14 protein-coding genes are annotated in these 12,882 nt (G+C 51.8%); 1 reads left to right on the forward strand and 13 read right to left on the reverse strand.

Going from position 1 to position 12,882, the window contains the following annotated elements:
- Positions 1–3 precede the first annotated feature (3 nt).
- The 10 genes from nth to blr form a co-directional block, all read right to left on the reverse strand.
- Positions 4–639 carry an endonuclease III gene (gene nth / locus KXD89_RS10420; RefSeq protein WP_001030339.1) on the reverse strand — a complete coding sequence of 212 codons (636 nt, stop codon included), beginning with the start codon at positions 637–639 and terminating at the stop codon, positions 4–6.
- A complete protein-coding gene (gene rsxE / locus KXD89_RS10425) occupies positions 639–1,334 on the reverse strand; it encodes an electron transport complex subunit RsxE (protein WP_001289652.1) in 696 nt (231 codons plus the stop codon). Before rsxE ends, nth begins: the two co-directional genes overlap by 1 nt.
- Before the next feature lie 3 nt (positions 1,335–1,337).
- Entirely contained in the window at positions 1,338–1,958 is a 621-nt protein-coding gene (gene rsxG / locus KXD89_RS10430) for an electron transport complex subunit RsxG (protein WP_000920784.1), read from the reverse strand.
- Positions 1,959–1,961: 3 nt separating this feature from the next.
- Positions 1,962–3,020 carry an electron transport complex subunit RsxD gene (rsxD, locus tag KXD89_RS10435; RefSeq protein ID WP_000231927.1) on the reverse strand — a complete coding sequence of 353 codons (1,059 nt, stop codon included), beginning with the start codon at positions 3,018–3,020 and terminating at the stop codon, positions 1,962–1,964.
- Complete coding sequence (gene rsxC / locus KXD89_RS10440; RefSeq protein ID WP_000915778.1) at positions 3,021–5,243, reverse strand: electron transport complex subunit RsxC; 2,223 nt, start codon at positions 5,241–5,243, stop codon at positions 3,021–3,023.
- A complete protein-coding gene (gene rsxB, locus KXD89_RS10445; protein ID WP_000991805.1) occupies positions 5,236–5,814 on the reverse strand; it encodes an electron transport complex subunit RsxB in 579 nt (192 codons plus the stop codon). The genes rsxC and rsxB overlap by 8 nt, the downstream gene beginning before the upstream one ends.
- Positions 5,814–6,395: an electron transport complex subunit RsxA gene (rsxA, locus tag KXD89_RS10450; RefSeq protein ID WP_000133193.1), complete on the reverse strand. Its 582-nt coding sequence runs from the start codon at positions 6,393–6,395 to the stop codon at positions 5,814–5,816. Before rsxA ends, rsxB begins: the two co-directional genes overlap by 1 nt.
- Before the next feature lie 76 nt (positions 6,396–6,471).
- Positions 6,472–6,912 (reverse strand): DUF2569 domain-containing protein, encoded by a 441-nt coding sequence (locus KXD89_RS10455; RefSeq protein WP_001310854.1) that lies wholly within the window; start codon positions 6,910–6,912, stop codon positions 6,472–6,474.
- An 85-nt stretch (positions 6,913–6,997) separates the two neighbouring features.
- Positions 6,998–7,213 (reverse strand): transcription modulator YdgT, encoded by a 216-nt coding sequence (gene ydgT, locus KXD89_RS10460; protein ID WP_000217950.1) that lies wholly within the window; start codon positions 7,211–7,213, stop codon positions 6,998–7,000.
- Positions 7,214–7,485: 272 nt separating this feature from the next.
- Positions 7,486–7,611 carry a division septum protein Blr gene (gene blr, locus KXD89_RS10465; protein ID WP_001300888.1) on the reverse strand — a complete coding sequence of 42 codons (126 nt, stop codon included), beginning with the start codon at positions 7,609–7,611 and terminating at the stop codon, positions 7,486–7,488.
- 242 nt (positions 7,612–7,853) lie between these two features.
- On the opposite strand from blr, the gene KXD89_RS10470 reads away from it, so the two are divergent.
- Positions 7,854–8,894, forward strand: coding sequence for an oxidoreductase (locus tag KXD89_RS10470; RefSeq protein WP_001282550.1), 1,041 nt, complete (start codon positions 7,854–7,856; stop codon positions 8,892–8,894).
- Positions 8,895–8,927: 33 nt separating this feature from the next.
- On the opposite strand, the gene add is transcribed toward KXD89_RS10470, so the two are convergent.
- From add to malX, 3 genes are all read right to left on the reverse strand, one after another.
- On the reverse strand, positions 8,928–9,929 hold the full coding sequence (gene add / locus KXD89_RS10475; protein WP_000567490.1) for an adenosine deaminase: 1,002 nt from the start codon (positions 9,927–9,929) through the stop codon (positions 8,928–8,930).
- A gap of 103 nt (positions 9,930–10,032) precedes the next feature.
- Entirely contained in the window at positions 10,033–11,205 is a 1,173-nt protein-coding gene (gene malY, locus KXD89_RS10480) for a bifunctional maltose regulon transcriptional repressor/cystathionine beta-lyase MalY (RefSeq protein WP_000459379.1), read from the reverse strand.
- 9 nt (positions 11,206–11,214) lie between these two features.
- Positions 11,215–12,807, reverse strand: a complete 1,593-nt coding sequence (gene malX / locus KXD89_RS10485; protein ID WP_000125583.1) for a PTS maltose transporter subunit IICB — start codon at positions 12,805–12,807, stop codon at positions 11,215–11,217.
- Positions 12,808–12,882: the final 75 nt, after the last annotated feature.

Raw genomic sequence — 12,882 nt, forward strand, 5'->3', positions numbered from 1 at the left:
TCTTCAGATGTCAACTTTCTCTTTGTATTCACAAAGATCTTCAATAATACAAGAGCCACAGCGGGGCTTGCGGGCAATGCAGGTATAACGCCCGTGCAGGATCAACCAATGGTGGCAGTCGACTTTAAACTCTGCTGGAACCACTTTCAGTAGCTTTTCTTCTACCTGTTCGACGTTTTTCCCCGGCGCAAATTGAGTACGATTACAAACGCGGAAAATGTGCGTGTCGACAGCAATAGTCGGCCAGCCGAATGCAGTGTTTAATACGACGTTGGCTGTTTTACGACCTACGCCGGGCAGGGCTTCAAGCGCAGCACGATCTTCCGGAACCTCGCCATTATGCTGCTCCAGCAAGATACGGCAGGTTTTGATGATATTTTCTGCTTTGCTGTTATAAAGCCCAATCGTTTTGATATAGGTTTTCACCCCTTCAACGCCCAGTTCAAGCATCGCTGCAGGCGTATTCGCCACCGGGTAGAGTTTCGCCGTCGCCTTATTAACACTGACATCGGTCGCCTGAGCGGAAAGCAGTACGGCAATCAGCAATTCAAAAGGCGAACTGAAATTAAGCTCGGTGGTGGGATGAGGATTGTTCTCACGCAGGCGAGTGAGGATCTCCAGGCGTTTTGCTTTATTCATCAGACATTCCCTGTTTCACCGTTTGGCAATGCACGTTCTGCAGCTGCTTCAGCACGGCGCTTTTTCATTCTTTCATCAATCAGGTATTTTCCTGCCAGCATCAGTCCCAGGCCAATAAATGCACCTGGTGGCAGCATCGCCAGCAGGAAAGGGGAGTCGGTGTGGAAAATCTCCACGCGTAATACTTTTGCCCAGCTACCTAACAGCGCATCTGCACCGTCAAACAATGTGCCATTGCCGATAATTTCGCGTAGTGAACCCAGCACGAACATGGCGCAGGTTGCGCCCATACCAATTGAAAAGCCGTCCAGTGCCGAAAGCGCCGGACCTTTTTTGGCGGCGAAGGCTTCAGCGCGGCCCACAACGATACAGTTAGTGACAATCAGCGGAATAAAAATCCCTAATGATTGATACAGGCCAAAGGCGTAGGCGTTGATCAGCATCTGTACAGCGCTGACCACCGAGGCGATGATCATCACGTAAATGGGAATGCGGATCTCGGCTGGCGTCCAGTGACGCAGCGTCGAAATGGTCAGGTTGGTCAGCGTCAGTACCAGCGTAGTCGCAAGTCCTAAACCCAGAGCGTTAGTGGCAGTGGACGTGACCGCCAACAGAGGACAAAGGCCGAGCAACTGGACCAGCGCAGAGTTGTTTTTCCACAACCCCTGAACAATAACGTCTTTAATTTCGCTCACGCTTTATTCTCCACAGGCAGGAAGTTGAGAAAGTTGTGCCGGTAACGTCTGAGCGTACAATCCGGCGCGTTTTACCGCATTAACCACCGCGCGGGGAGTAATCGTCGCGCCGGTGAACTGGTCGAAATCACCACCATCTTTCTTCACCGCCCAGTGCGCATCATCTGCACCACTGATTTTTTTACCCGCAAAATGGGTGATCCAGTCAGAAAGGCGCAGTTCGATTTTATCGCCAAGCCCTGGCGTTTCGTGGTGCTCTGTCACGCGCGTGCCAAGTACCGTGCCGTTAAAATCGGCTCCCACCAGCAGCTGAATCGCACCGGAATAGCCATCTGGCGCGGTTGCTTCCAGAACGGCGGCTACCGGTTTGTCATCCTGTTTGGCGATGTAAACCCGATGCTCACCTTTACCTAACTCTGGCGCAGTTACCAGATAGCAACTCTGTGCCAGCGCATTGTTATAGCGTTCGGCTGGCAGCACCTGATCAAATAACGCCTTTTGTTGCAGACTGGCCTGTTCAGCAATCGTCGTTTTGGTCATCTGGTTGATGGCCGCAGTTAACCCTGTTGAACCCGCTGCAAATAGCGCCAACGTAATGCCGTGTTTTCGGATAGTTTTCAGCATGGTTTACCCTTTGCGATGGCCGTAGACGCGCGGACGCGTGTAGTAATCGATCAGAGGAACCGTGATGTTCGCCAGCAGGACGGCAAAAGCCACGCCGTCAGGATAGCCGCCGAAACTGCGGATCAACCAGACTAATAAGCCCGCAAGCGCGCCGAAAATAAGACGACCACGATTGGTCGTAGAAGCGGTAACCGGGTCAGTCAAAATAAAGAATGCGCCGAGCATGGTCGCTCCAGACAGCAGATGAATTTGCGGTGCTGCCAGTGTTTCTGGTGAGAACAACCAGCCCAACATTGCGCATAACGCCAGCGTTACTAAGAAGCTGAGGGGAATATGCCAGCGAATCGCTTTCTGCCATAGCAACCATACGCCGCCAGCCAGCCAGGCGAGATTTACCCATTGCCAACCAGCGCCCGCCAGAATACCGCTGTAGATCGGATATTGCATAATCTGTTCAACCGAATGACCGGCACGGACAGAGGTTTTAAATGTATCCAGCGGTGTCGCCTGACTAATGCCATCAATACCTAAGCGTAGTGTGTTCATATCACCACCACTGGCGGTATGACCGCTAAAAATAACCTGGATGGCGTCGATAAAACCAGGGATGTTGACCGCAATTTCATGTGGCGGTAACCAGCTGGTCATCTGCACGGGGAAGGAGATCAGTAAGACCACATAACCAATCATTGCCGGATTAAACGGGTTTTGTCCCAGACCGCCATACAACTGTTTAGCGATGATCACCGCAAACACCGTACCCAGCACGACCATCCACCATGGCGCGAGGGGGGGAATACTTACCGCCAGCAATAAGCCTGTCAGCAATGCTGAGTTATCTTTCAACGTTGCGGCTACCGACTGCTTGCGTAGTTTGAGTACGAGAGCTTCGGCTAACAGAGCACTAACCGATGCCAACAGGATCTGAACGAGAGTACCCCAACCAAAAAACCACAGTTGCGCTGCGATTCCTGGCACGGCTGCGAGCAACACCAACAGCATAATGCGCGATGTCTGGCGCTGGTTATGGGTATAAGGGGAGCTAGCTATTCTGAATACCATTTAGTCCTCGTTTACAACCTTCTGCTGGGCGGCTTTTTTGGCCTGAGCGCGGGCAATAGCCGCGGCAACTGCCGCTTTGCGCGGATCAACCTGTTCTTCTGGTACCGCATTAGCCTGTTGCTGTTCCAGCTTGCGTGCTTTGGCGCGTGCAATAGCCGCTTCGACGGCAGCTTTGCGCGGATCAACCTGTTCTTCTGGCTCCGCATTAGCCGGTTGCTGTTCCCGTTTGCGCGCTTTGGCTCGGGCAATAGCGGCTTCGACGGCGGCTTTGCGCGGATCGACCTGTTGTTCTGGCTCGGCATTAGCCTGTTGCTGTTCCAGCTTGCGTGCTTTGGCACGGGCAATAGCGGCTTCGACGGCGGCTTTGCGCGGATCGACCTGTTCTTCTGGTTCCGCATTAGCCTGTTGCTGTTCCAGCTTGCGCGCTTTGGCACGGGCAATAGCGGCTTCGACGGCGGCTTTGCGCGGATCGACCTGTTGTTCTGGTTCCGCATTAGCCTGTTGCTGTTCCAGCTTGCGCGCTTTGGCGCGGGCGATAGCTGCTTCAACGGCAGTTTTACGTGGATCAGCAACGGTTGCTGCGTCGTTAGTTTGCTGCAGTTCTGCCTGTTTCGCTCTGGCTTGCGCTTTACGGGCTTCCCGTGCTGCAATAATTGCACTGTTATCCGGGCGTTCGCCCGCTTTAATCACAATAGGCTGTGTAGCCTGGGCCTGTTTCTCTTTCACCCGCGCCAGAGCGGCAGCAATCGCATCTTTATCTTTGGCTGCAGGTTGAACGGCTGCGCTCTTATGTCGTTCAAGGCGAGCCGCTTTTTCGCGCTCCAGACGAGCCTGGCGCGCTTCGAAACGCGCTTTGGCTTCTGCGGCGCGCTTTTCTTCCTGACGAATAGCCGCAATTTCAGCTTTTTCCTGACGGAAATATTGCACCAGGGGAATATTGCTCGGGCAAACCCACGCGCAAGCCCCACATTCAATGCAATCAGCAATGTTATGCGTGGTAGCTTTATCGTGTTGCTGACCTTTGCTGAACCAGTACAACTGTTGCGGCAAAAGATCCGCAGGGCAGGCGTCAGCACAGGCGCTACACCGGATGCAGCTTTGTTCTTCCTGTGGTTCGCCAAGTTCATTGGCAGAGGGAGCCAACAGACAGTTGGTAATCTTTACGACCGGGACATCCAGCCATGGCAAGGTAAAGCCCATTAGCGGGCCACCCATAATCACCATTTGATCGGCAGAGGGGCAGAATCCGGCATCATTCAATAAATGACGCACTGGCGTCCCCAGCCGTGCCCAGACGTTGCCCGGGCGAGCGATTGCTTCGCCAGTCAGGGTTACAACACGCTCGGTAATCGGCTCGCCATCAATAACGGCACGTTTCACTGCATAAGCAGTGCCGACGTTTTGCATTAATACGCCGATATCGGATGAACGCCCGCCATGTGGAACCTGCTTCCCGGTCAGAATGTAGGTTAATTGTTTAGCACCGCCAGAAGGATATTTGGTTGGAATCACCCGCAGAGAAATATCGTTAGAGTCCGCCAGCACCGCGCGCAGCATGGAAATCGCCTGCGGTTTGTTATCTTCAATGCCGATAAGAATTTCGCGTGGCTGCAGAATATGCGCAAGAATGCGAATACCCTCTACGACCTGAGCCGCGCAATCCTGCATCAAACGGTCATCGGCGGTAATGTACGGCTCGCACTCAGCCGCGTTGATAATCAACGTTTCAATCTTATCTCCGCCACCCTGCAATTTAACGCCTGTCGGGAATCCTGCACCGCCCAGCCCGGCAACACCAAACTGATGTATGCGCTCGATTAACTCTTCGCGACTGCGAGTGCGATAATCGGCCCAGCCGTCGCGCGGGATCCAGCAGTCTTCACCATCGGCATCAATAATCACGCTTAATTCAGCTAAAGCTGAAGGATGAGCCGTAGAGTGGGGCGCAATAGCCGTAACGGTACCCGAGGTGGGCGCGTGAACAGGCAGCATTTTGCCGCGACCACGGGTAAGCGGCTGGCCGCGCAATACTTTATCGCCGACGCTAACGCACAACTCACCTTCAGCGCCAATATGCTGTTTCAGTGGAATAACAAAACGCTGCGCCAGGGGTACCTGGCGCAGGGGTGTACCGTTGGACTGGGTTTTCATCTCCGGTGGATGGATGCCGCCGTTGAAATCCCAGATTTTATTTTTTCTGAATGCAGAGAATAACTTAAGCATGGTGTTCCACGGGAATGATACGCACGGGAATGGTGTTCAGATCCCATTTCCAGGAGTCAGGTGTTTCTGCGACCGGTTGCAACGAGATGCAGTGCGTCGGGCACGGATCAACACATAAATTGCAGCCCGTACAGAGATCACTCATTACCGTATGCATGGCACGGGTAGCGCCAACGATGGCGTCTACCGGACACGCCTGAATACATTTAGTGCAGCCAATACAGTTATTTTCATCAATAACCGCCACCATCCGCGCAGGCGTTATCTCTTGCGCTTCGCCATCCAGCGGCTGCGGCTCGACATTAAGCAACTCGGCAATTTTTAGCATCACAGCTTCGCCACCTGGGGCGCAACGGTTGATTTTTTCACCGTTACAGCTGATGGCTTCCGCGTAGGGGCGACAGCCGGGATAACCGCACTGACCACACTGGCTCTGCGGTAAGATTTCGTCAATTTTCTCAACGACCGGATCGTCTTCCACCGCAAAACGGCGGGAGGCATAACCCAGAATGGCGCCAAACGCCAGGCCCAGCAGGCTCACGGCGGCAACGGCAATCCAGATAGCATTCATTACAACTTCACCAAACCACTAAAGCCCATAAAGGCCAGAGACATAAGACCTGCGGTAATTAACGCAATGGCATTACCGCGAAAAGGTGCCGGGACATCAGCCACAGCAAGGCGTTCGCGGATGGCGGCGAAGAGCACCATCACCAGCGAGAAACCGACAGCGGCGGAAAAACCGTACAGCGCCGACTGCAAGAAATTGTGCCCGAGATTGATATTCAGCAACGCCACGCCGAGCACTGCACAGTTGGTGGTGATAAGCGGCAAAAAAATCCCCAGCAGACGGTAAAGCACCGGGCTGGTTTTGCGCACCACCATCTCGGTGAACTGCACGACCACAGCAATCACCAGAATAAATGCCAGGGTGCGCAGGTAAATCAGATTAAGTGGGATCAAAATCCACGTATCGATAAGCCAGGCGCAAATAGACGCCAGCGTCATCACAAACGTTGTTGCCAGCCCCATGCCCATCGCGGTTTCCAGTTTTTTGGAAACCCCCATAAACGGACAGAGACCGAGAAACTTGACCAGTACAAAGTTATTGACCAGTACAGTTCCGACAAACAGTAACAGGTAGTCAGTCATTTTTCGGCCTGAAATAAAAAAGCCGCCTATTATCCGTTAATCCAGAGCAGGCGACAACAGGTTAACTGTAAGGTTATTACGGATTCACAAACGTCGCTTTTACCCGCGACGAGCGTTTGAAATAGGGGACGATCAATGCGGTTGCCAACAAAGTAAACAGCAACTGGCGAACGGCTATGCCATCTTCCACGGGTGAAAAAGCGAATGCTTTTACTGCCAGCAATACGGAAATAAGCAGCCAGATAATATAGTGTTTAGGAACACAACGCCGACGTTTAAAGAAAGCGATGGTCAACCACAGTGTGTAATACCACAAGGCGATAGCGGTAATAAAAGAAACGCCCCATAAGATTTGTGTCGTCAGTGCTTGTCCGCCGAGCGTTTGAAATGTTTGCGGAGAAGATAACGCAGCGGTATACAGCAACAACGCCAGCGTCGTACTCAACAGAGCGACTAAAAGCCAGGCCAACGGGCCAAGCAACCAGCCTCCAATACGTTGTGGCGTTGTGGTGGTCATAGGTTCTCCAGAATAGCGACGCAAACAGGCAAATCTAATTTTAGGGGCGTTATTATAAGGCTTTTATAACCGATCGCTACTTTCTTTATTGGACATAGTGCCAGACGGACTTCGGTACCTGGCCGAGGTCAAACAAACGCCCGCCAGAAACCAGCTCTGCGCGACGGTGATCGGCAGCACGATACATATTGATCAGTTCCTGATCGTCCGTCAGGGTGTAATTAAGATGGTCGTAGAGTTTTTCCAGACTTTCGAGTGAACTGATTTTGCGAAATTTTAATAAGTAGTCCTGAACAGTCATAAAAGGTCCATAAAATAATTAATACCAAAGGGGTAGGTATTATTAGTGATGATAAAATTTCACCAAAAGTGAACGCTTGTGTTATTACAATAATAAGAATGCGCTGATGGCAAATATTCAGGGATGAAAAACTGCTCTGAAAAGAGTAACGCGCTTTACTATCCCTGACAATCACCAACAACATCGAACAAGATAATAAATTCCTGGTTTAATATCCGACAAGTGAAAACATGCACCCGGACGGGCAGCATGTCGCTCCACAAGTGCAGAGCTTACTTGTGTTGTACCGAAGCACTCTGTTCAGGTGGCTGATAGTTGTCAATGTGACTCGCCACGCCAAGAAGAATGACTGAAACGACAAGAACGATCCAACCTGTTAATTCAATAAGACGATTCATTACAGCCCACATCTCTCTTGATTGATCCATTAACTTCAGGGGGTAAATGTTACTTAGCAATAATAGCTCCAGCAAGATTTTTACTGAGGTTTTTGCGATATTTAGCTTTTGTCGTTGGAAAATTCGCTATTTTTTTGACTTAAGTTAAACAACATCCCTTATTGCTGGCAGGTTATTAAACTGTTGAGCGTGGGTAAAGGATAGTGTCAAATAGCCATCATACTTCAATGAGAGGCAATGACATGAGCGACAACATCCGTGTTGGGTTGATTGGGTATGGTTATGCGAGCAAAACCTTCCATGCGCCCCTGATTGCGGGCACGCCCGGGCAGGAACTGGCGGTAATCTCCAGCAGTGATGAAACAAAAGTAAAAGCCGACTGGCCAACGGTTACGGTTGTCTCTGAGCCGAAGCATCTGTTTAACGATCCCAACATAGACCTGATTGTCATTCCTACACCCAACGATACCCATTTCCCGTTAGCCAAAGCGGCGCTTGAGGCGGGTAAACATGTGGTCGTTGATAAACCCTTTACCGTGACACTGTCACAAGCGCGAGAGCTGGATGCGCTGGCAAAAAGCCTGGGGCGTGTGCTGTCTGTATTCCATAACCGTCGCTGGGATAGCGATTTCTTGACGCTAAAAGGTTTACTCGCGGAAGGCGTGCTGGGTGAAGTTGCTTACTTTGAGTCTCATTTTGACCGCTTCCGTCCGCAGGTGCGCGATCGTTGGCGTGAACAGGGCGGCCCAGGCAGCGGTATCTGGTACGATTTAGCACCACATCTTCTTGATCAGGCCATTACGCTTTTTGGTTTACCGGTCAGCATGACGGTAGATTTGGCACAGTTACGGCCCGGAGCGCAGTCGACCGATTATTTCCACGCCATCTTGTCCTATCCACAGCGGCGAGTCATTTTACACGGTACCATGCTGGCAGCCGCTGAGTCAGCACGGTATATCGTGCATGGATCCCGAGGCAGTTATGTGAAATATGGCCTCGATCCACAGGAAGAACGTCTGAAAAATGGCGAGCGTCTACCGCAGGAAGACTGGGGCTACGATATGCGTGATGGCGTACTTACCCGCGTGGAAGGTGAGGAACGTGTCGAAGAAACGCTGTTGACGGTGCCTGGGAATTATCCGGCTTACTATGCGGCTATTCGTGATGCGTTAAATGGCGATGGTGAAAATCCGGTTCCGGCAAGCCAGGCAATCCAGGTAATGGAGTTGATTGAGCTGGGCATCGAATCCGCCAAACATCGCGCGACTTTGTGCCTTGCATGAAAAATGGATGGTGCATTTGCACCATCCATTTTGTTACTTCGCGGCGACTTTTTCTCGCAGTGCGCGTTTTTCCTCAGCGCTGAGGAAAGCCATTTCCAGACCATTAATCTGTGCCTGGCGGATTTGCTCGCGGGATAACCCAGCAGCTGGCGCGGCAACGGTATATTCGTGAATGATATCCACTCCCTGTACGCCGGGATCGTCAGTGTTAATGCTGGCACGAATGCCATGCTCAAGGAACGTTTTCAGCGGATGTGCAGCCAGCTCTGCTACGGTGCTGGTCTGAATATTGGAGGTCAGACAGGATTCAATACCAATTTGTTGCTCGGCGAGAAAATCCATCAGCGCCCGATCTTCAATGGCTTTTACGCCATGTCCAATACGCTCCGCACCCAGTTCACGAATCGCCTGCCAGATGCTTTCCGGCCCGGCAGCTTCGCCTGCATGGACGGTAATATGCCAGCCCGCATCACGCGCGCGGTTGAAGTGAGAAAGGAACAGACTTCCCGGGAAACCAAGTTCATCACCGGCTAAATCAAGTGCGGTAATCTGGTCACGGTGGGCTAAAAAGGCCTCCAGCTCTTGCTGACAGGCGGCTTCGCCGAAGGTCCGGCTCATAATGCCGATAAGCTTCGCCTGCACACCAAAGGTGCGGCAACCTTCACGTACGCCATCGATCACCGCTTCGACAACACCCGCTACAGGCAGCTGATGTGCCATTGCCATGTAGCCTGGTGAAAAACGCAGCTCGACATAGTGCAGGCCGTGACGGGCTGCATCTTCAATGTTTTCAAATGCCACGCGGCGACAGGCATCAAGAGAGGCGAGAACTTTAACGCCCCAGTCAAGTTTGGTCAGAAAGCTCACCAGATCGGGTTCGTTGGCAATGACCTGAACGTGGGGAATCAGTGTTTCCAGGGATTGTGCAGGAAGCGAGATATTATACTGGCGGCCAAGTTCAAGAATGGTCTGGGGACGAATGTTGCCATCAAGGTGGCGATGGATATCAGTTAATGGCAGGGTGGTATCAATCATGGTCGCACTCTTTTTCTGGATATAAAAGTGCGCACCATTATAAAAACAAAGCAGGGTAAAAATCCACGATTGCGCAACGATTTTTTACGTTGCGCAATTGGGGTTAACGAACAGCGCGGATGGCGTTAATTAATCCAGCCACACCTTTTTCCAGTTTCGAACGTGGGCAGCCGGCATTGAGACGGACAAAACCACGACCTTCTTCACCGTAGGTATACCCCGGCATGATCGCGACTTTTTCTTGTTCGATAAGTGCTTTTTGCAACGCGTTGTCGTCAATATTCAACGGACGTAAATCAAGCCATGCCAGATAAGTGGATTGTGGGATCTGCCAGTTGAGTTCAGGAAACGCGGCGTTCATTTTATCTGCGATATACGTCAGGTTATCTTTCAGATAGATGCGTAAGGCATCCAGCCACGGCGCGCCTTGCTGATAGGCGGCGATATGGGCAGTTAACGCCAGTACCGAAGGGGAAGAAAGCCCATCACGGCCTTTCAGTGCCGATAAATAGGCATCGCGGCTACTGCTATTTTCTATAATCCCGTAAGCACCGGTCAGGGCGGGAATATTGAAACTTTTCGAGCCCGACGTTAGCAACGCCCAGTCTCCGCGAGCCACATTACTCCAGGGAATATGCGGCTGCTCGCCCCAAACCATATCCATATGGATTTCATCGGAAATAACCCGCACACCATGACGCTCGCACAGGTCAGCCATGATCTCCAGCTCATCGCACGTCCACACTTTCCCGGTAGGATTCTGTGGGCTACACAGGAGCATAATTTTACATTCTGGTTTCGCCAACACGGCTTCCAACTTGCCCATATCGCAAAACCAACCATCAGCCTGCTTCTCTAAAGCAACGGGCATTACTGTGCGCTGGTTACCTTCAATGGCCTTGTAAAATGCGTCATAGGCGGGTGTGTGGATCACCACGCCTTCACCTGTTTCAGACCACTGACGAATCAGTTCTGAAACCATATAGATGACAGAAGGGCCATACACCACCGTCTGAGAATCGATGGCGGTGTAATGCTGGGTGGAAAACCAGTGGGCAATAGCCGCGAGAAACTCATCGTTTTTCCAGCGGCTGTAGCCAAATACGCCGTGCATCAGGCGCTGATTCAGCGCCTCGATAATGCAGGGGGCAGTGGCAAAATCCATGTCTGAAATCGTGAACGGTAACAGGTCAGCAGTGCCGAAACGGTCAGCGACATAATCCCACTGTGTACACCATGTGCCATGACGATCCACGACCTTTGAAAAATCGAACATATCTTATCCTTATGCCTGGACAGTATGCATCAGACCGGCCATTTCATCTTTTACTGACTGAACTTGTGGCCCGATAACAACCTGCAGGTTATGTTGATTAAGTTGTACTACGCCAATTGCCCGATTGTCCTTCAGTGCCTGCACATTAACAAGCGACATATCTTTCACAGACAAACGCAGACGGGTAATGCAGTTATCGAGGCTGACAATATTGTCGGCACCGCCTAATGCTTCGAGGATTGCAGGAACGTTGTAACCTGATTTACCCGGCGCACCGGCAACGGCTTTTTCGATTGAGCTGGCAACTTCGCTATCGCGCCCCGGGGTTTTCAGATTGAAGCGGGTGATAGCGAAACGGAAGATGACGTAGTAAACGACAAACCAGATTGCCGCCACCACTGGCACCATGTACCACTTGGTTGACAGACCATGCAAAATACCGAACACCACGAAGTCGATGATATTGCCGTCGGTATTACCGATGGTGACGCCGAGCACAGACATGACGGTGAAGCCGAGGCCGGTTAACAGCGCGTGGATGACATACAGAACTGGCGCTACGAACAGGAACAGGAATTCCAGCGGTTCGGTAGTGCCGCCAACGACGCAGGCGATCAGGCCAGAAATCAGCAGACCTTTAATTTTATGGCGATTTTCCGGGCGCGCGCAGTGATACATAGCTAACGCTGCACCTGGCAGACCGCCGAGAAACGCAGGCATTTTACCTTGCGAAAGGAAACGCGTGGCGCTTTCAGAAAAACCGTGAGTGGTCGGGCAACTCAATTGCGCCTGGAAGATGGTCAGTGCGCCGCTGACGGTTTGACCGCAGACTTCCTGCGTGCCGCCTGCGTCGGTAAAGCGAATTAATGCCACCAGAATGTGATGCAGACCAAACGGCAACAGCAGACGTTCACCGGTACCAAACAGCATCGGTCCGAAATCACCCGCGCTGTTTATCATATGGCCCAAGCCGCTAATACCCATGGCGAAAATCGGCCAGACTAATGGAATCACCAGGCCGACAAGGCCCATCACCAGCGAGGAGATAATTGGTACGAAGCGCGTACCGCCGAAGAATGCCAGCGCATCCGGCAGGCGGATATTATGGAAACGCTCATGCAGCATCCAGACGATAATACCGGCGATCACCGCACCGAGGATCCCGGTATCGATCGACTGGATCCCAAGAATGCTCTGGATGTTATTGGCTTTCAGAACCGCGGCATCCGTGGTTGGCAGAATGCCTTTATTGGTCAACCAGAAGTTTACCGCGAGGTTCATTACCGCATAACCGATGAAGCCAGCGAATGCCGCTACGCCTTTATTTTCGCGTGCCAGGCCCAGCGGGATGGCGATACAGAACATGACAGGCAGGAAACTAAAAGCAAACGAGCCAATCTTACTCATCCAGGTAAAGATAGCCTGCAACACGGGGTTGCCCAGGACCGGGATCAGGGTTATGACATCATGGCTGCTAAGAGAACTACCAATGCCGAGCATAATGCCGCAGAACGACAATAATGCCACGGGTAACATGAAGGTTTTGCCTAACTGCTGGAAGAACTCCCACAGCGTGACTTTCGGTGCTGTTTTCGCCGTCATAAAACGACTCCTCGTAGAGAACAATCTGGATTCAGTAAATTGCGCGAGAAGATAAAACGTTTTATCAAATTTTAG

Source organism: Escherichia sp. TC-EC600-tetX4, assembly GCF_019356055.1.
GTDB lineage: Bacteria > Pseudomonadota > Gammaproteobacteria > Enterobacterales > Enterobacteriaceae.